Origin of the sequence: Undibacterium sp. Jales W-56, from assembly GCF_025548535.1 — a bacterium.
Classification (GTDB): Bacteria; Pseudomonadota; Gammaproteobacteria; order Burkholderiales; family Burkholderiaceae_D; genus Undibacterium.
The window spans coordinates 256,432-275,557 of the sequence record NZ_JAJLQW010000001.1; the positions used below are offsets into that span (position 1 = coordinate 256,432).

Consider the following 19,126-nt stretch of genomic DNA (forward strand, 5'->3'; position numbering starts at 1 on the left):
CATCCACAACCTCAGGGACGCTCATGGATCTGATCATACGACATGCGACTTTGCCAGATGGTCGCAGCAATATCGACATCGCGATAGAAGCGGGACGTATCGTCGCACTCGATCACGCACTGCCTGTGCAAGCCGGCCAGGAAATCGATGCTGCTGGCGACCTGGTTTCCCCGCCTTTTGTGGATGCGCATTTTCACATGGATGCAACACTCAGCTACGGACTGCCGCGCGTCAATCAATCGGGTACTTTGCTGGAAGGGATTGCGCTGTGGGGCGAACTCAAACCACTGCTGACGCAAGAGGCTTTGGTCGAACGCGCCATGCAGTATTGCGATTGGGCGGTGGGCCGCGGATTGCTGGCGATCCGTTCGCACGTCGATATTTGCGACGATCGCCTACTGGCAGTGGAGGCCTTACTGGAAGTCAAAAAACGCGTGGCGCCGTATATTGACCTGCAATTGGTCGCCTTCCCGCAAGACGGTATCTTGCGCAGCGCTACCGCTTTCGATAACCTGAAGCGGGCGATGGCGATGGGCGTCGATGTGGTGGGCGGCATTCCTCATTTTGAACGCACCATGGCTGAGGGGGCCGAGTCGGTCAAGTTGCTGTGTGAATTCGCCGCAGAAAAAGCCTGTCGCGTCGATATGCATTGCGACGAATCCGACGACCCATTGTCGCGCCACATCGAGACGCTCGCGTATCACACCCAGCGTCTGGGCATGCAGGGCCGAGTCACCGGTTCACACCTGACCTCCATGCATTCGATGGACAATTATTACGTCAGCAAACTATTACCGCTGATCCGTGAGGCCGGCGTGGCGGCGATTGCCAACCCGCTCATCAATATCACGCTGCAAGCTCGTCACGACAGCTATCCGAAGCGACGCGGCATGACCCGCGTGCCAGAGATGCTGGCAGCCGGCATCACGGTGGCGTTCGGTCAGGATTGCAGCATGGATCCCTGGTACAGCCTGGGTTCGGGCGACATGCTGGAAGTCGCCCACATGGGGCTGCACGTAGCGCAAATGACGGGACAGCAGGCCATGCAGCAATGCTACGCCGCGGTGACCGAGATGCCGGCGCAAATCCTCGGCCTGGAGAACTATGGGATAAAAACCGGAGGCAATGCCGATCTCGTGATTCTGGATGCGGGCAATACCATCGAAGCCATCCGTCTGCGCGCCGCCCGTCGCTTCGTGATACGGCGCGGCAAGGTCATCAGCCAAAGTCCCGCAGCACAGGCGAGTCTGAATTTGCCGGGACGGCCTGCGCAAGTTGATTTTCGTCTCAAGTAACTCCATCAGGACTTACGCAAAGCGCTAAGCTGCTTACCACGGTTCACATGGAGCCCGCAGGCTGGATGCGGCTTTCAGAGCCATTTTGTGCCAACAGGCGCACCCGGCTTGCGGATTGGCTTTCATATTTACACGCCGCCAGTTCCTCTTGCTTTTCTCTGTGTGTTTGTGTCTCCGTGCATCGGTGGTGAGTGGTTTTGGTTTTTGCGTAAGTCCCATACATTTATCTCAGCACAAAGTTCAGGCGACCTGAACTTTGTTTCTTGCCATCGCTCTAATTCCTTGCATCCTTTTCGCTCTTGACATAAAGTCATTGCGTCCATCTACCTCACACCCGTCACTAAAAGAGAGGCTATTCATGCGTCGACCTATCTCAGCCAGCTTATTACTGCTTTCCCTCGCTGGAGGCGCCTATGCGCAAGCGGTGCCGAACGACGAGCAGCGCAGCACCCTGAACGATCAACAAGAAGTCGCGGTGACGATTTATAACGAGAATCTGGCGCTGGTGAAAGACCAGCGCAAATTGCAGTTGAAGCACGGCGCATCGGCATTGGCATTCCGCGATGTCAGCGCCAGAATGCGACCGGAGACGGCCTTGCTGCGCAGCGTGACAGCGCCGGGCAGTCTCTCGGTATTGGAGCAGAATTTTGATTTTGACCTGCTCACGCCGCAAAAATTACTGGAAAAATATGTAGGGCGGAATGTGCATGTCATCCGCACCAACACCGCGACCGGACAAGAAACCACCGAGGCGGCGCAAGTCTTGTCGGCCAATGGCGGCGTCGTGATGAAAATCGGCGACCGCATAGAGACCGGCATTCCTGGCCGCATTATCTACGGCGACGTGCCGGCGAATCTGCGCGATCGTCCTACCCTGGTGATGAGTCTGGATAATGCCGGTGCACAACAGCAGGACGTGGAACTCAGTTATCTCACTGCCGGTCTGGCATGGCGCGCTGACTATGTGGTTGAGCTTAATCCCACCGATGACAAGCTCGATATCTCGGGCTGGGTTACCCTGACCAATACGAGCGGCGCGACCTATCGCAACGCTAAACTGCAACTGGTCGCGGGCGACGTCAATCAAGTCAAGCCAAAGTTCGAAGGCCAGGTGCGTGCCATGGCAATGGCCGCCGCACCGCCTGCCAAGGCAAGAAATGATATGGCGGAAGAATCGCTATTTGAATATCACTTGTACACGCTCGGCCGCCCGACCACGATTGCCGAGAACCAGACCAAACAAGTCGCCCTGTTGTCGGCGTCCGGCGTGCCGGTACGGAAGGAATTGCTATTGAGCGGCAATGATTATTACTACCAAAGCAGCTATGGCGATTTAGGACAAAAAATCAAAGTCGGTGTCTTCGTCGAATTTGATAATAGAGAAAGCGCCCATCTCGGCATGCCTTTGCCAAAAGGCATAATCCGTGTGTACAAAAAAGATAATGCGGGCAATGCGCAATTCATCGGAGAAGACAGCGTCGATCACACGCCAAAAAATGAAAAAGTGCGCTTGAAACTCGGTGACGCCTTTGACGTCACTGCCGATAAAAAGCAAACCGATTTCAAGAAGATTGCGGGCAGTGGCAAATACAATTATGTGTTTGAAAGTGCCTATGAACTCGTGTTGAAAAATGCCAAAAAAGAAGCCGTCGTCGTCACCGTACAAGAGCCGATGCCGGGCGACTGGCAAGTCCTGAGCGAAAGTCATCCGCACACCAAAGGCGCCAGCAATACCGCTGTCTGGAAGATTAGCGTGCCGGCAGAAGGATCAACGAAATTGACTTACCGCAGTCTGGTCAAATATTGAGTCGTATCAACGCCAGCAGATAAATAAAAAGTCAGGCAAGGATTGCCTGACTTTTTATTGGGACTCACGCAAACCGCTTACCTCTATTCGCATGGAACTCGCAGGCTGGATGCGGCTTTCAGGGGCGTTTCGTGCCAACAGGCGCACCCGGCTTGCGGATTCGTTTTCATATCAACGCGCCATAGAGCCTTTCCTCTTGCTTTTCTCTGTGTCTCGGTGGTGAGAGATTCTGGTTTTTCCGTAAGTCCTATTTATTTGAGTAGTTGATTGAGTAGTTGAGTTATCGACTTACAAAAACATACCGCCCGATGCCTCCACCCGCTGTGCATTGATCCAGCCGCTGCCGTCCGACAACAAAGACGCGATCACGCCGCCGATATCATCCGGCAAGCCGACGCGACCCAGCGCGGTCTGGCCGGCGATAAATTGATTCAACTGATTGTTGTCCCTGACCGCCCCGTCGCCGAAGTCGGTCTCAATCGCGCCCGGTGCGATCACGTTCACCGCGATGCCGCGCGCCCCCAGTTCTTTCGCCAGATATTTGGTCAGGATTTCGATCGCCCCTTTCATCGACGCGTAGGCCGCATAACCGGGCAGGGCGAAGCGGGTCAGCCCGGTCGAGACATTCAAGATGCGGCCATGGTCTGCGATCAGAGGCAGCAAAGCCTGGGTCAGGAAAAACACCCCCTTGAACTGAATATTCACCAATTGATCGAACTGCGCCTCGGTCGTCTCGGCGAACGTCGCATGAATGCCGATGCCCGCATTGTTCACCAAAAAATCAAAATGCTGACGTTGCCAGGTCTGGTTCAAAGCAGCATGCACTTGATTGCTGAACTCGGGGAAGCTGGCGGCCTGGCCCACATCGAGTTGTAAAGCGATCGCCTTGCGACCCAGCGCTTCAATATCTGCCACGACCGCCAAGGCATCGGCTGCCTTGCTTTGGTAGGTCAGGATGATATCGACACCTTGTTGCGCGAGTTGCAGCGCCGCGTTCTTGCCCAAGCCACGACTGCCACCGGTAATAAGAGCGATTTTTTGCGTCATTTTTGCTACTCCTGGTTAATGTGTATTGCCCAAGCTGTTTGGGATGGAGGCAGTGTATAACTTCGATAAGGCGACATAAAGACAGTTAAAATGATTGCACTGTTCGTTTTGTACGAACAATAAAAAACGAGGAGGATTGCCGTGAATCGTCTGGAAGCCATGCAAATCTACGTACGGGTTGCTGAACTCGCCAGTTTTACCCAGGCAGCGGACAGCCTGGGTTTGCCCAAGGCCAGCATCTCCATAGCGATCAAGCAGCTCGAAAGCCTGCTCGGCACCCGCTTGCTGAATCGCACCACGCGCACAGTCCAGATGACGCAGGACGGCGTCCTGTTCTACGAGCGCAGCAAAGACATGCTGGCCGACATGGATGAGTTGCAGGCCATGTTCCAGCAAGGCGAGGGCGAGATCAGCGGACGCTTGCGCATCGACCTGCCGATTGGTGTGGCGCGCTATATTCTGATTCCACGCTTACCGGAATTTTTGCAAGGTTTGCCGAAGCTGGAGATTGAAATCAGCAGTACCGACCGCCGCGTCGATCTGGTCAGGGAGGGCTTTGATTGCGTGATGCGCATCGGCGCGCTCAGCAGTCTGGGCGAGAGCGCGCTGATCGCCAGGCAGTTGGGCGAGTTGCGACAGATCAATTGCGCCAGTCCCGATTATCTGGCGCGTTTTGGTACGCCGCAGTCGCTGGAAGATTTGCGTCAGCATCGCCTGATTCATTACACGTCCAACTTTGGCGGCAAGCCGGTGGGATTTGAATACGTCGAGAATGGACAAAACAAAACCCAGAAGATGAGCGGCAGTATCACGGTCAATAACAGCGACGCCTATCAAGCCGCATGTCTGGCGGGTTTTGGCATTATCCAGGTACCGGTGATCGGCATGCAACGCGAGCTGATTGCGGCAGGACGCTTGGTTGAAATTTTGCCTGCTTACACGGCACAAGCGATGCCGGTCTCTTTGTTATATGCAAACCGGCGACATCTGCCCAAACGCACGCAACGATTGATGAACTGGATCGCCGAGGTGATGGCAGCGTATCTGATGACGTCGTCGGATTGAATCTTGCATGGCAGTGCCGGGGTCAAGATACTTAACAGCCCCATGAGTGCAGCGATGCAGTAGGCGCATTTTTTCCAGGTTTTGCCGTGGATGACAGCAAAATCATCGCGCCGCCGCTATTCGATCCGTCGATTTCGATAATGAAGTCGGGGAAGCCGTCGCCATCGATATCGCTGATTCCTACCACGCGCGAGGCCCAGCCGAAATAACCAAGAGCATATTCAAATTGCTTACCGTCGTATTCAATAAAATACGTCGCACCTTCGCCGTAGGGCGCACCATTTTTTCCTTTGAGGCCATTTTGTACCCGCATGCCAAACGGCACGCCATTCAGGCTTAAACGGTATTGATAATCGAGTTCGGGGTTTAAGATATTACTGCCGTTTTTAAACATATACAAAGGATGCTTGCCTTCCTTGATATTGGAGCCGGGTACGCGCAGATACATGATGCTGTCGGTTTCTTGCTTCTGCTGCTCTGCAGCGTCAGCTTCTGAAACACCGTTCTTGTCGGGGATTTGACGGATAATTTCTTTCAGCCAATCGAGATTCTTTTCTTTAGCTGACGACGCCTGAATCTGTAAGGTATTCCCATTGATCATCAAGCTATACCACTGATCTTTAGGCCATTTGGACGGCAACAACTGTTCAAATCGTTTCGGCACTCCATAACTCCCGACCCCTTGTCTCCATTCACCCGATCTGAGCAAGACGCCGACTTCTTTATCGGCTGCGTGGTTCAAGGCAGCCGGCAATAAGGTGATCAACAAAATGAGAAGTTGCTTGATAGTTTTCATAATAGGCCTAACAGACGTCGTATTTTTCGATGAATTGAATTTGCAGGGCGATCAGGTCAGCCATACCCATGACGCACGAGAACGTTATTCTCCGTCGATCTTACGCTGCAAACTAAGATATTGCGGCAATCGAACACCGCCCAGCGCAACCGCGTGCGCAATCGCCGTAGCAGCTTCTTGACGCTGTCCCAGATCCAGTAAAGTTTGTGCCAGATTGTTCCAGGCATCGGCAAAGTCAGGATGCATCTGCAGCGTCGCCCGATAAGCGTCGGCGGCTAGCGGCAGCAGTTTTAAGGCATACGCCGTATTGCCCGCGCCGATTAATAAAGTGCGATGGTCCGGCCATTTTTTTAACGCCGTGGCATACGCGGTTTGCGCTGCCAGCGGATTGCTGCGTTCCAATGCCGCAATAGATGCAGCGAAGCGCTCCGCCTCTGCCGTGGCGGGCAGGCGATCCGGCGCCAGCGCCACCATCGCCCAGTAGTCGCCGCGTGCCCAGGTGCGCTCAAAGGTGAACAAGGACATTTCCGCCCGTGCAGTGCGGCCCGAATGCAAGATGAGTTGATTACGGGCGCGGTCAAATCCGATGACAACGGCGTAATGCCATACCGGATAAACCGGCAGCGACAGATTCTGGAAAACTAATACCGGATGCCCCGCCGCCACCTCGCGCAACAGCGCTTCTATGGTGGGGCTGATCACATACCCCGGCACGCCATTGCGGCGGCTGGCAACCAGCATCTCAAGCTGCAATGAGCCTTTGCGTCCCGGCAAATAGACCTGCCCTACCAAGGCGTCGGGCGTAACCTGGACGCCAGCCGCCTGCAGCACCATCGCCAGGGCGGCGGGGCCGCACTCGAATTCTTCCTGGGGGAAAAACGGTACGTCTTTCATCTCCGTTTGTGCAGGAAGATCAGCGGGCCAATGCCCGGCTAGGTCGAGCATCTGCGGCGTCGCACATCCCGCCAATGTCAACACAGCTAAAACAAAAACCCCCGCAATCGCGGGGGAGATTTGTCGAAAGACGCGTCGTATCATCTTACCGAACGGGTAAATGGAAACACCTTAGTCAAACCCAGAATATCGGTCACCAGCAAAATGATAAACACCGTGAAGATAATGCCTAAAATTTCTCCACCAGCAGGTGCTTTATCGATGCGGCCGGCGAGTTGGGCTACCTCGGCATCCGACATGGCATTCACGCGTTCCAGGGCCGCATCGCCGTTGACGCCTTGTTGTTGCATGGCGTTACGGACATCCGCGCGATTGAAAAAATTTGTCACCCGTTCGCGGTTCGCGGCAGAAACTGTGGTGGACATGCTTTCATCCGTCGGCACGATCTCTGCGTGGGCGGCGATTGGCATGCCAACCAGCGTTGTTGTCACGATCATCGTGGCGGACACCAGTCGTTTAAAAGCGCTCATAAAATTCTCTCCTGAAAATATAGATAAAATTGATTTGGCATCATTTGCCAAACTTCTGGGTAATAGTGCGTAGTGCGGAGGACATCTGACGGAATCTGATTGCATGAAAGACCAGCCATTACCTTTTATTTTCTGATTATCGTTGAAGCATTCGGGCATGGCAAGCAGCGATTACGAATCGTAACAAATCGGATAAAAAGGGGGGTAATCAAGCCGGACAACATTGCCTACGCTTACCTTCACTCTTCGTCGTCAAACTCTTCCGCAAGATTTTTCCAGCCGTGGCGCGCCGCGAATACGCAAAACTCTTCCGGCGCTTCCAGCACGATCATTTTTCTTTCTTGCAGGCCCAGATCGCTATGTCCAAAGTCCGGACCGACATAGCCGAGTTCACGCAACCTTGTCATGATCTGACTGAGCAGCACTTTATCGTTGTACAGGCCATTCTCTATCGGCGCAGCAAAGTCGATGTAGACATCGATGATGCCGTAGCCTTCATCAAAAATCCGGATCGCTTTGATGTTGTGGCTGCTGCCACTGGCGTCGATGGCTTTGAATGGGCCGCTTAATTGGATGTCTGTGTCTGTTGTCATTTTGGAGTTTGAAATTGAATTGAGTGATGAATTAAACGCTCTATTGGATAGAGTTCAGTCCGTAGATACTGTCTTGAAGATCAAGCGAATTCTGCATTAAAAGGCGTTGAAAGCGGGGGAAAATTTATTTTGATTAATTTGCACAGTCATTATTTATTTTTTCCTTGAAGTCGGCGACTTCCATCATTCCATTTGGTCCAAAAAATATTTCAATATTCCCGTCAATTCGACCGTCGTGTACATCGTATTCAATATGAGCGTTGCCATGCGGATTTGTAGGTGGGGGTATTCTTGTCTCAAAAAAAATCAATCGTGGCGTCTCTTTCCATCCTTTTCCAAGAACTCGCTCAACCTCTTCAAACGTATATTCACTATCAACGCTGATGTGCATGAAAAAACGAGTTTCGATACTGGTAACGTTCTTTAGTGTTCTATTGAACGCCAAAGAAAATCCTGGGAATTCTGCGCTACCGCTGATCGTGCTCTTAAACATTTTTCCGAAATTGAATACTTCACCGGATACGCCATCGGAAGAGCGATTCAATTTGACGTCGCCGCCACCGAACATGTGTATAAGATTCGACTCCGTCAAAAAATTTTCATCCAACATCAGATGATGATCGAACGCGAATTTGACGTTGGCCAATATCTCTAATGGGGTTGTTGGTTTCCTTACACTTGCGACTAAATTTTTCATTTTTGATATTGTTATTGAGTTGCACTCGCGCACACAAGGCTCAATTTTGGGGACCGCCATCAATTCGCTGGCTTGCAAATTTGTTGATGCATAAAATATAAATACTGCAAGTAACTGTAGTAGTCGCAACCACATGTCTAATCTCCTCAAATTTCCGCGTTTTTGCGCCTGCCCCGACGGCTTTTATGTATTAAATGTGAGGCAATAGCGATCGCTGATAAATCGCCTTAAGCCGCTTGCACAAACCATACGTCATTTGCGGCCACTATGCGTTTTGGCGTTGGCGTACCCATAGCCCGCGTAGGTACGAATAGCGTCAGCGTATTCGCACGTATGGAATCGTTGAACAAACCAAGCAAAGTTTGTGCATATATATTCCATGTTTCACATACAACTCATGTTGCTCTAAAATCGAATCATGCGTGCGAATACGCTGACGCTATTCGCACCTACAAAACGCATGCACTAATGCGCACCGCTTCACTCTTGTTAGCATCATCGGTGCGCATGGCGAACACTACAAATTCACACAGTTTTAATCGTGGAGCAATTATGTGGTTAAAACCCAAACCCGCAATCCCCATGTGCCTCGTGGCACGAAATGCCGCCAGCAGGCGCACCAGCACTGCGGTATTGGTTTTGAAATTCAATCCAACTAATGCGCCTCTTCCCAATTATTCCCCACGCCGACTTCAGCTAATAACGGCACATGTAAAGCCGCCACACCCGCCATCAATTCCGGCAATTTGCGTTTGATCAATTCCAGTTCCGCGTCCGGCACTTCGAGCACCAGTTCATCATGGACTTGCATGATCATTTTGGATTGGAGTTGGTCGGTCTCTAGCCAGTTCTGTACGGCGATCATGGCGAGTTTGATCAGGTCGGCGGCGGTGCCTTGCATCGGCGCGTTGATCGCTGCGCGTTCTGCGCCCTGGCGGCGCGGGCCGTTGGGGCTATTGATTTCTGCCAGCCAGAGGCGGCGGCCGAACACGGTTTCTACATAGCCCTGGGCTTTGGCCTGGGTGCGGGTGTCGGCCATGTATTGGGCGACGCCGGGGTAGCGCTGGAAGTATTTGTCGATGTAGCTTTGGGCGGCGCTGCGTTCTATGCCCAAATTGCCCGCTAAACCAAACGCGCTCATGCCGTAGATCAGGCCGAAATTGATGACCTTGGCGTAGCGGCGTTGTTCGCTGTTGACTTCCGCCAGCGTGACGCCGAAGATTTCGGAGGCGGTGGCGCGGTGCACGTCTTCGCCATCGGCAAAGGCTTTCAGCAAGCTGGCATCGCCGGAAATGTGCGCCATGATGCGCAGTTCGATTTGCGAATAATCGGCGGAGACGATGTGGCTGCCTGCCGGTGCGACGAAGGCTTCGCGGATACGGCGGCCTTCGGCGGTGCGCACCGGGATGTTTTGCAGGTTGGGGTCGTTCGATGCCAGACGGCCGGTGACCGCGACTGCCTGCGCGTAGTTGGTGTGCACGCGCCCGGTGTTGGCGTTGACCATCTTGGGCAGCTTGTCGGTGTAGGTCGATTTGAGTTTGGCGAGGCCGCGATATTCGAGCAGGACCTTGGGCAGCGGATAATCTTCGGCGAGTTTTTGCAAGACCTCTTCGTCGGTCGATGGTGCGCCGGACGGCGTTTTCTTGACGACCGGCAGGCCGAGTTTGCCGAAGAAAATTTCACCGAGTTGTTTCGGTGAATTCAGGTTGAACGGTTGCTCTGCCAGTTCGTAGGCTTTTTGTTCTAGCTCCAGCAAGCGCAGGCCGATCTCGTGCGATTGGGCATTGAGTTTGTCCGGGTCGATACGCACACCGTTACGCTCGATTTTTTGCAGCACGACCGAGGTCGGCAATTCGATGTCGCGATAGACCCGCAGCAGCTTGGCATCGCGCTCCACTTCGGGCCACATGGACAGATGCAATTGCAGCGTGATATCGGCATCTTCTGCCGCGTATTGGGTGGCGCGTTCCAGATCGACCTGGTCGAAACAGATTTGCGATGCGCCTTTGCCGCAGACTTCTTCAAAGCTGATGGTTTTTTTGCCGAGATGGCGCAGCGCGAGGCTGTCCATGTCATGCGATTTATGCGATTCAAACACATACGATTGCAGCAGCGTGTCGTGCTCTATGCCGCGCAAAGCCACGCCGTGATTGGCGAAAATATGGCTGTCGTATTTGAGATTCTGGCCGACCTTGGGTTTGCCGGCATCTTCCAGCCAGGGTTTGAGCTTGGCCAGGACAAACTCGCGACTCAGTTGTTCCGGCGCACCGGGGTAGCTGTGCGCCAGCGGAATATACGCGGCTGATCCAGGTTCGCAGCTCAGCGAGATACCGACCATTTGCGCATTCATCGGCTCCAGCGAGGTGGTTTCCGTGTCGATGGAAGTCAGTGCGGCCTGATTGATTTTCGTCAGCCACTGATCGAGTGCGGCTTCCGTCAAAATAGTGTCGTAATGCGTCACTGCGGGTGCTGCAGAAATGGCGGGCGATGCCTTTGATGTTGATGCGGCAGAGTTATCCTCGTCGCCGAACAAGCCAGCCTGGGCATTCATGGAATTGCCGGTGTTCGCCGCAGGTTTAAGCGGTGTCGCGCCCGCAGTCGGATCGCCGGACAATTCGCGTAACCAGCTCTTAAAACCATAGCGTGTGAAGAACGCCAGCATGGCTTCTTTGCTCTCTTCTCTGGCGATCAGCGACTGGTCGATCGAGATGTGGTGTGCCGATAAATCGCAATCGGTTTTGACGGTGATCAAGACGCGGCCTTGCGGCAGCCAGTCCAATGCCTGGCGCAGGTTGTCGCCGACCACGCCCTTGATCTTGTCGGCATTGGCGATCACGCCATCGAGGCTGTCGAATTCGGCCAGCCACTTGACGGCAGTTTTCGGGCCGCATTTGGCCACGCCGGGGACGTTGTCGACGGTGTCGCCGATCAGGGTCAGGTAGTCGATGATACGGTTCGGCGGTACGCCGAACTTGGCGAGGACGCCGGCTTCGTCGAGCTTCTCATTGCTCATGGTGTTAATCAGGGTGACATTGGCATTGACCAGTTGCGCCAGATCCTTGTCGCCGGTCGAGACGATGGTATTCAGTCCGCGCGATGTCGCTTCGACCGCGAGCGTACCGATCACATCGTCGGCTTCTACGCCTTCGACCATCAGGATCGGCCAGCCCATGGCGTGCACGGCTTCGTGGATAGGTTCGATTTGTAGGCGCAAGTCATCCGGCATGGGCGCGCGCTGGGCTTTGTAGTCGGCATACAGATCGTCGCGGAAAGTTTTGCCCTTGGCGTCAAACACGCAGGCCATATACGCGGCCGGATAATCGTAGCGTAATCGGCGTAACATATTGATCATGCCGTAGATGGCGCCGGTCGGTTCGCCTTGCGCATTGCGCAGATCGGGCATGGCGTGGAAAGCGCGGTAGAGGTAGCTGGACCCATCGACTAATAACAAGGTTTTTTGCATAAGGATAACGGTAATGAGTGACCGCGGAAAAAGGATATTGAAATTACGCCAGATGCTTGCCGGCGATAAAGCCACTGCGCTCAAGGCGCGCGAATCTTGGCATATGTTCACGATTATGGCAGAGTTTATCGAGTCTACCGAACGGCTGTCCGGCGTCGGTCCCGCCGTGACGATTTTCGGTTCTGCCAGAACCGCCGCCGAGCACCCTGATTATCTGAAGTGCGTGGATGTGGCCAGACGCTTGTCGGATGCGGGTTTTGCGGTGATTTCAGGCGGCGGACCGGGAATTATGGAAGCTGCCAACAAAGGCGCCTATGAAGGCACTTCAGCCTCGGTAGGCTTGAATATTGAATTGCCGCATGAGCAGAAAAACAATCCCTGGCAAAACATTTCGCTGACCTTCCGGCATTTTTTTGCGCGCAAGGTGGCGTTTGTGAAATATGCCGATGCGTATGTGGTGTTTCCCGGCGGTTTCGGCACGCTGGATGAAGTGACTGAGGTGTTGACCCTGGTGCAGACCGGCACGACCAGGCATATTCCCGTGATTCTGGTCGGCAGCAGCTTTTGGCGCGGCCTGCTGGAGTGGATGAATACGCAACTGGCAGGCAATGGGATGATCGAGCATGGCGACTTGAACCTGGTGCAGTTGATCGATGAACCGGCGAATATTGTCGATGCCATCTTCGCGTTTTATGAAGCGCGCGATATTGAGCCTTCCGATGAAGAACGGCAGCGCTTGTTGTATTTGTAGTCTGGATTGGTGCGGAAACTTCGTTGTTTCGACGATCCCTGGAGCATCCCCGGGGATATTACTGGGAGCGCGCACGCTGCTTTGTTACAATGGCGGCACGCTTCATACTCAATGAATACACGCTTAAAGTGATTATCATGAAAAACCTGCCCCTCACGTCTACTGCCGCTCTGCTATGCATGAGCGCTGCTTTGCTGCCTTTTTCTGCCATCGCGCAGACGGCTTCCAAACCCGATGCCTCGCCACAGAAGCTGGAGAAAATTGAAGAAGTATCAGAAACGGGCGTCAAGATTGCGAAACCAGAAAAGCAAAATCAAACCACAGAAAAACGGGTCGGCGGCAAAGTTACTGAAGTCCAGGTCAAAGCGGGCAAGAGTAATTATATAGTGAAGCCCAATCAGGAAATCGGCAACGCGCCGAAGGGCACGGTTCAGGGCGATGCCAACCGCGGTGCGCAATGGTCGGTGCTGCAATTCGGCGGTAAAAAAGAAAGCAAGGAAGTCGAGCCTGTCCCTACTTTACCGCCCGCGCCGGCGCGCCCGGCGGCAACGGTAGCGGGCGCTGCGGCCAGTTCGGCTGCCAGCACCTCGGCCAGCAAGCCGGTAAAAAAATAATTCATATCAGCTAATCACCCTACGCAAAATGGCAGTATTTACATCGGTAAGTCTGGATGATCTTCGTCCATGGATGAGGCAATTCCCTCTTGGTCAGGCATTGGCAATCAAAGGGATTGCGTCCGGGATTGAAAACAGCAATTTTTTTATCACGACAGAATCCGGCGAATTCGTCCTGACGATTTTCGAAAACCTGAGCTTTGCGCAATTGCCGTTTTACCTGAAATTGATGCGTCACCTGGCAGATCGCGGCGTGCTGGTGCCAGCTCCGATAGCCAACGATCAGGGGGAACTGGTGGTGGCCTTGCACGGCAAACCGGCGGCGATCGTGAGTAAGTTGGAAGGCAGTTCGCAAATGTCGCCGGCGCCCTCGCATTGCGCCGAGGTCGGGACGATGCTGGCGCGCATGCATTTGGCGGCGCAAGATTTTGAACTGCGCCAGCCGAATTTACGCGGCCTCGACTGGTGGAATGCGACGACGCCGGTAGTGCTGCCGTTTTTATCCGACGCGAATCAACATTTGTTGCGTGCTGAAATGCATTATCAGGAAACCTTTGCCAGTACGGCGATTTATCGCGGTTTGCCGAACGGTCCTGTGCATGCCGACTTGTTTCGCAATAATGTGATGTTTGACGGCGATAGGTTGACGGGGTTTTTCGATTTTTATTTTGCCGGTTGCGATACCTGGATTTTCGATGTCGCGGTGACGGTCAACGATTGGTGTATTGAAGTTGCTACAGGCGCATTGGATGAGGCGAGAGTGACGGCCTTGCTGGCGGCTTATCATGCGGTGCGGCCGTTCAGCGAAGGGGAGCGCACTGCATGGCAGCCTATGTTGCGTGCGGCAGCGCTGCGCTTCTGGTTGTCGCGGCTGTACGATTTTTATTTGCCGCGCGATGCAGAGATGCTGACGCCGCATGATCCCGGTCATTTTGAGCGGATTTTGCGTTTGCGCGAGTCGTACAATGCACCGTCCTTACCGGCGGCATGATGATGAAACTGAATTCCGATATCGGCTGGTCATGGGTTAAAGAAGGTTTTCAACTGTTTCGCAAGCAACCGGTAGAGATGCTGGCGCTGTTTTTTGCGTACATGTTCCTGACCATGGGCATAGGTTTGATTCCGGTTCTCGGCCAGTTCCTGCCTTTGATTTTAGTGCCGACGTTTTCGATGAGCTTCATGCAGGCGTGCCGCCAGATCGAGGCCGGTCAGCGGGTCCATCCGAACGTCTTGCTGACAGGCTTCCGCTCGCCCGCCTTACCCCGTTTATTGATGCTGGGCTTGCTTTATCTGATCGCAGCGATAGTGGCGATCGGGGCATCGGCGCTGGTGGATGGCGGCGCATTTTGGGATTTTCTGACCAGCCAAAAACCGATTAACCCGCAAGACCCGAAGAGCATGCCGGCTGCCGCGATGTTCTGGGGCATGCTGTGTTCCGCGGTCGTGTATTTGCCGGCCCTGATGGCGTTCTGGTTCGCCGCACCTTTGGTCGCCTGGCAAAACATGGGCGTTGGCAAGGCGGTGTTTTATAGCTTTTTTGCAGTGCGCGGCGCGGGTAAGGCGTTTGCCGTGTATGGCCTGGCCTGGCTTGGGCTCGGCGTGTTATTGCCTATGATCTTGAGTTTGATGGTGGCCGTGATCGTCGGCAAGGCCATTGCCGTCGTGATCATCATGATGCCGGTCTCATTGGCGCTGACGGTGGTCATGTATTGCTCGTTCTATCCGCCCTATACCCATATCTTTGGGAAGCATGACCAGCTCAACGCAGAATAAAAAAAGCGTAGCCATGTCCTGGCGACGCTTTTTCGTTTGTCTATGCCGCTTTATTCAGTTGCCTGATGCTCGGATGGCAGATCCAGGTCTTCAACAATTTCATAGGTATGCGTCATCGCGGCGGTTTTTTCGAGCATGATCGAAGCCGAGCAATACTTTTCATGCGAGAGTTTAATCGCACGTTCGACCAGATTCGGTTTCAGATTGCGGCCGCGGACGATGAAGTGGAAATTGATTTTGGTGAAAATCTTAGGTTCCGTCTCGGCGCGCTCGGCTTGCAGTTTGACTTCGCAGCCCCGGATATCCTGCTTGCTTTTACGCAAAATCAGTACCACGTCGTAAGCAGTGCAGCCGCCCGTGCCGAGTAATACCATTTCCATCGGGCGCGGCGCCAGGTTGCGGCCGCCGCCATCGGGCGCGCCGTCCATCAAGACCGCATGACCGGAACCTGTTTCTGCCAGAAATGACATGCCTGACAAGCCTGTCCAACGTACTGTTGCTTCCATGATTGATCTCGCCTAACTAAAAAAATAATGAATCTATCTGCGTGGCCAATTGTAACGCAGCATGGCAAATGGCATAGGGACACAATTTTAGTGGAAGCCGTGACGGATAAGGATTAATCGGAGTTGAGACTTTGATAGAGAAGCGGAAATGTTGTAAATCTGGATGATTCGTGAGCAAATTTTCATTAAATTGTAAAAATATGAAAATATTCTGATCTTTTTACCTTGCACTGCACAAATTATTGTCCTATTATTGACTCATCGGTTAGTTACAAAGTGTTTGCAAAATTGTTGTAGCTCACCAGGCAATTGTCTCCTCCGCCTCCTAGGTGGATTCAGCCCGAAGCTCAGACTTCGGGCTTTTTTTTGCCTTTTCGCCGTATTTTACGTCGTTCAGGTGCTCACATTTTAAACAATGCTTGCACTAAGTCTTTGAAAATACTATAATTTCCGACTCTCTATTAGCCCAAGAGAGAAGTTACAAGGGAGAGTCTGCCAGGCAGGGACGGCAGAACCACCAGAGCAACCAAGATTACAGGGCGTTTTTAACTCTTACTAGGATTCATCATGAAAACCTTTTCCGCAAAAGCACATGAAGTGCAGCGCGACTGGTTCGTGATTGACGCGACGGACAAAGTACTCGGACGTGTTGCCAGCGAAGTGGCACTCCGTTTGCGCGGCAAGCACAAACCTGAATTTACTCCTCACGTTGACACGGGCGATTTCATCGTCGTAATCAATGCAGGTAAACTGCGTGTTACCGGTACTAAAGCTCTGAACAAGACTTACTACCGTCACACCGGCTACCCAGGCGGTATCTACGAAACTAATTTCCAGAAAATGCAAGCGCGTTTTCCAGGCCGTGCACTCGAGAAGGCAGTTAAAGGCATGTTGCCTAAAGGCCCACTCGGCTACGCGATGATCAAGAAGCTGAAAGTGTACGCTGAGGCAACTCATCCGCACACTGCGCAGCAACCTCAAGTACTCGACATCTAAGGACTCGCCATGATCGGTAATTACAACTACGGAACTGGCCGTCGCAAGAGCGCAGTTGCTCGCGTATTCCTGAAATCCGGCAGCGGCAAGATCGTTGTGAACGGCAAACCAGCCAATGAGTATTTCTCTCGTGAAACTGGCTTGATGGTTATTCGTCAGCCTTTGGAATTGACTAACCACCTCGAAACTTTCGATATCATGGTTAACGTCCACGGCGGCGGCGAATCCGGCCAAGCCGGTGCGGTTCGTCACGGTATCACCCGTGCCTTGATCGACTACGAAGCAACATTGAAGCCAGAGCTGTCAAAAGCCGGTTTCGTTACTCGCGATGCCCGCGAAGTTGAACGTAAAAAAGTCGGTCTGCGCAAAGCACGTCGCGCAAAACAGTTCTCCAAGCGTTAATCTCGCGGACTCTGTTTCAAAAAGCCGTCAGGTTAATAGCCTGGCGGCTTTTTTCCATTTTGGCGTCCTATTTACAATTGCGGACTCTTTCTGCTGCTAGAATACGAACAAAATTTTTGTCTAGGAATATACGATGATCAAAATAGGCATAGTCGGCGGCACCGGCTACACGGGTGTTGAACTGCTGCGTTTATTGTCCGCCCATCCTGCTGCGCAATTGACAGCGATTACCTCGCGTAAAGAAGATGGTTTGCCGGTTGCCGAGATGTATCCATCCTTGCGCGGCCATGTTGATCTGGCGTTTTCTTCCCCGGACAAGGCAAAATTGACGGAATGCGACGTGGTGTTCTTCGCTACCCCACACGGTGTCGCCATGGCGCAAGCACCGGCCTTGCTGGCTGCCGGCGTCAAGGTCATCGATCTGGCCGCTGATTTTCGTTTGCAAGATGTCAGCCAGTTTGAGAAATGGTATGGCATGCCGCATAGCTGTCCCGAGATCCTGAAAGAAGCCGTGTATGGCTTGCCCGAATTAAATCGCGCCAGGATCAAAAATGCGCGCGTGATCGGCAATCCTGGTTGTTATCCAACGACCATGCAACTCGGTTTTTATCCCCTATTAAAAGCCGGTGTGATTGATGCCGGCAATCTGATCGCTGATTGCAAATCGGGGGTCTCGGGCGCCGGTCGCAAGGCCGAGATGAGTTTGCTGTTCTCGGAAGCCAGCGATAGCTTTAAAGCCTATAGCGTCTCCGGGCATCGCCATATACCGGAAACCATAGAGCAATTGCAGGCCATGAGCAGCGACCGGATCGATTTGCTGTTCACGCCGCATCTGGTACCGATGATACGTGGCATGCATTCGACGCTGTACGGACGTTTGACCAGGGACATCAGTAACGACGCTTTGCAAGCGCTGTTTGAGGATGCGTATAAAGATGAGGCATTTATCGATGTAATGCCGTTTGGCAGCCATCCGGAAACCCGCTCCACCAGAGGCTCCAACATGTTGCGCCTGGCTTTGCACCGGCCGAATAACGGTAAAACCGTGGTAGTGCTGGTGGTGCAGGACAATCTGGTCAAAGGGGCTGCTGGCCAGGCCGTGCAATGTATGAATATCATGTTCGGACTCGATGAAACCAGCGGCCTGAAACATGTTGCGGTAATGCCTTAATGGGCCGACGCTTAGGGCAGCGACGTCTGGTCGCCTCGAAAATGACGATACGCCAGGATCAGCCCTGGCCCGTCAAGCTGGCAATCGTCGCGGTGATTATTGGTCTGGCAGGCGCGGTCGCCTTGTGGACCTATGATTTGGGCCGCAATTTTGCATTCGGCCCTAAGATTAAACCGGAAGAAGTCGAGGCCTTGCACAAGCAGCTCGATGAACTGAAAATCGAACGTGATAAACTCGCCGCCCAGGTGAATACCTCGGATAGCCAGCAAAATATCGAGAAATCGACGCAAAAGCAATTGGCCGATCAAGTCAAGAACCTGACTTCTGAAAACCTGAAACTGAAAGATGACCTGGCATTTTTTGAGAGCCTGATGCCATCGGCCACCGGGCCTGAAGGCATTACCTTGCAAAGGGTGAAGGCGGAAATGGTTGCGCCGAATCAGATGCGTTACCGTGTTCTGGTAATGCAGGGCGGCAAGGGCGGACGCGATTTTGCCGGCGACCTGCAATTATCCCTGACGCTGGCGCAGGGCGGCAAACCTGTTATGATGCAGTTCCCTGACCCCAGGACGGGCGAGGCGGGTAAGTTGAAGTTGTCATTCAGATACTATCAACGCCTCGAAGGTGTGATCACTTTACCGGAAGGCGCAACGGTAAAATCGCTACAGGCCAAAGTCATGGACAAAGGCCAGTTACGCGCCCAGCAATCGATTAATCTGTAAGGGG

At 53.3% G+C, this 19,126-nt stretch carries 19 protein-coding genes; 11 read left to right on the forward strand and 8 right to left on the reverse strand.

The features are described 5' to 3' along the window. Positions 1 to 23 precede the first annotated feature (23 nt). A complete protein-coding gene (locus LPB67_RS01155) occupies positions 24 to 1,295 on the forward strand; it encodes an amidohydrolase family protein (RefSeq protein ID WP_262835231.1) in 1,272 nt (423 codons plus the stop codon). Positions 1,296 to 1,653: 358 nt separating this feature from the next. Continuing rightward, positions 1,654 to 3,102: a DUF4139 domain-containing protein gene (locus LPB67_RS01160; RefSeq protein WP_262835232.1), complete on the forward strand. Its 1,449-nt coding sequence runs from the start codon at positions 1,654 to 1,656 to the stop codon at positions 3,100 to 3,102. Positions 3,103 to 3,390: 288 nt separating this feature from the next. Here LPB67_RS01160 and LPB67_RS01165 read toward each other — a convergent pair whose 3' ends face one another. Further along, positions 3,391 to 4,149: an SDR family NAD(P)-dependent oxidoreductase gene (locus LPB67_RS01165; protein ID WP_262835233.1), complete on the reverse strand. Its 759-nt coding sequence runs from the start codon at positions 4,147 to 4,149 to the stop codon at positions 3,391 to 3,393. Between the two features lie 159 nt (positions 4,150 to 4,308). Here LPB67_RS01165 and LPB67_RS01170 point away from each other — a divergent pair, with 159 nt between their 5' ends. Further along, complete coding sequence (locus LPB67_RS01170) at positions 4,309 to 5,214, forward strand: LysR family transcriptional regulator (protein ID WP_262836131.1); 906 nt, start codon at positions 4,309 to 4,311, stop codon at positions 5,212 to 5,214. A gap of 31 nt (positions 5,215 to 5,245) precedes the next feature. Here the strand turns inward: LPB67_RS01170 and LPB67_RS01175 are convergent, their stop codons facing one another. The 6 genes from LPB67_RS01175 to polA form a co-directional block, all read right to left on the reverse strand. Beyond that, positions 5,246 to 6,010, reverse strand: coding sequence for an integrin alpha (locus LPB67_RS01175; RefSeq protein ID WP_262835234.1), 765 nt, complete (start codon positions 6,008 to 6,010; stop codon positions 5,246 to 5,248). A gap of 84 nt (positions 6,011 to 6,094) precedes the next feature. After that, positions 6,095 to 7,048, reverse strand: a complete 954-nt coding sequence (locus tag LPB67_RS01180) for a PA2778 family cysteine peptidase (protein WP_262835235.1) — start codon at positions 7,046 to 7,048, stop codon at positions 6,095 to 6,097. Beyond that, on the reverse strand, positions 7,045 to 7,434 hold the full coding sequence (locus LPB67_RS01185) for a PA2779 family protein (protein ID WP_262835236.1): 390 nt from the start codon (positions 7,432 to 7,434) through the stop codon (positions 7,045 to 7,047). The genes LPB67_RS01180 and LPB67_RS01185 overlap by 4 nt, the downstream gene beginning before the upstream one ends. Before the next feature lie 239 nt (positions 7,435 to 7,673). After that, entirely contained in the window at positions 7,674 to 8,027 is a 354-nt protein-coding gene (locus tag LPB67_RS01190) for a hypothetical protein (protein WP_262835237.1), read from the reverse strand. Positions 8,028 to 8,160: 133 nt separating this feature from the next. Then, positions 8,161 to 8,859 carry a hypothetical protein gene (locus tag LPB67_RS01195; protein WP_262835238.1) on the reverse strand — a complete coding sequence of 233 codons (699 nt, stop codon included), beginning with the start codon at positions 8,857 to 8,859 and terminating at the stop codon, positions 8,161 to 8,163. Positions 8,860 to 9,379: 520 nt separating this feature from the next. Then, complete coding sequence (gene polA, locus LPB67_RS01200) at positions 9,380 to 12,187, reverse strand: DNA polymerase I (protein WP_262835239.1); 2,808 nt, start codon at positions 12,185 to 12,187, stop codon at positions 9,380 to 9,382. Between the two features lie 13 nt (positions 12,188 to 12,200). On the opposite strand from polA, the gene LPB67_RS01205 reads away from it, so the two are divergent. From LPB67_RS01205 to LPB67_RS01220, 4 genes are all read left to right on the forward strand, one after another. Beyond that, positions 12,201 to 12,938 (forward strand): TIGR00730 family Rossman fold protein, encoded by a 738-nt coding sequence (locus tag LPB67_RS01205; RefSeq protein ID WP_262835240.1) that lies wholly within the window; start codon positions 12,201 to 12,203, stop codon positions 12,936 to 12,938. Positions 12,939 to 13,075: 137 nt separating this feature from the next. Beyond that, on the forward strand, positions 13,076 to 13,552 hold the full coding sequence (locus LPB67_RS01210) for a hypothetical protein (protein WP_262835241.1): 477 nt from the start codon (positions 13,076 to 13,078) through the stop codon (positions 13,550 to 13,552). Positions 13,553 to 13,580: 28 nt separating this feature from the next. Next, positions 13,581 to 14,543, forward strand: a complete 963-nt coding sequence (locus LPB67_RS01215; protein WP_262835242.1) for a homoserine kinase — start codon at positions 13,581 to 13,583, stop codon at positions 14,541 to 14,543. After that, entirely contained in the window at positions 14,543 to 15,325 is a 783-nt protein-coding gene (locus LPB67_RS01220) for a BPSS1780 family membrane protein (RefSeq protein ID WP_262835243.1), read from the forward strand. The genes LPB67_RS01215 and LPB67_RS01220 overlap by 1 nt, the downstream gene beginning before the upstream one ends. Positions 15,326 to 15,375: 50 nt before the next feature. Here LPB67_RS01220 and LPB67_RS01225 read toward each other — a convergent pair whose 3' ends face one another. Next, positions 15,376 to 15,831, reverse strand: coding sequence for an OsmC family protein (locus tag LPB67_RS01225; RefSeq protein WP_262835244.1), 456 nt, complete (start codon positions 15,829 to 15,831; stop codon positions 15,376 to 15,378). Positions 15,832 to 16,398: 567 nt separating this feature from the next. On the opposite strand from LPB67_RS01225, the gene rplM reads away from it, so the two are divergent. From rplM to LPB67_RS01245, 4 genes are all read left to right on the forward strand, one after another. Continuing rightward, positions 16,399 to 16,827: a 50S ribosomal protein L13 gene (gene rplM / locus LPB67_RS01230; RefSeq protein ID WP_262835245.1), complete on the forward strand. Its 429-nt coding sequence runs from the start codon at positions 16,399 to 16,401 to the stop codon at positions 16,825 to 16,827. Between the two features lie 9 nt (positions 16,828 to 16,836). Then, positions 16,837 to 17,229, forward strand: a complete 393-nt coding sequence (rpsI, locus tag LPB67_RS01235) for a 30S ribosomal protein S9 (protein WP_188566679.1) — start codon at positions 16,837 to 16,839, stop codon at positions 17,227 to 17,229. A 133-nt stretch (positions 17,230 to 17,362) separates the two neighbouring features. Next, entirely contained in the window at positions 17,363 to 18,400 is a 1,038-nt protein-coding gene (gene argC, locus LPB67_RS01240; protein WP_262835246.1) for an N-acetyl-gamma-glutamyl-phosphate reductase, read from the forward strand. Then, entirely contained in the window at positions 18,400 to 19,122 is a 723-nt protein-coding gene (locus LPB67_RS01245; protein WP_262835247.1) for a DUF6776 family protein, read from the forward strand. Before argC ends, LPB67_RS01245 begins: the two co-directional genes overlap by 1 nt. Positions 19,123 to 19,126: the final 4 nt, after the last annotated feature.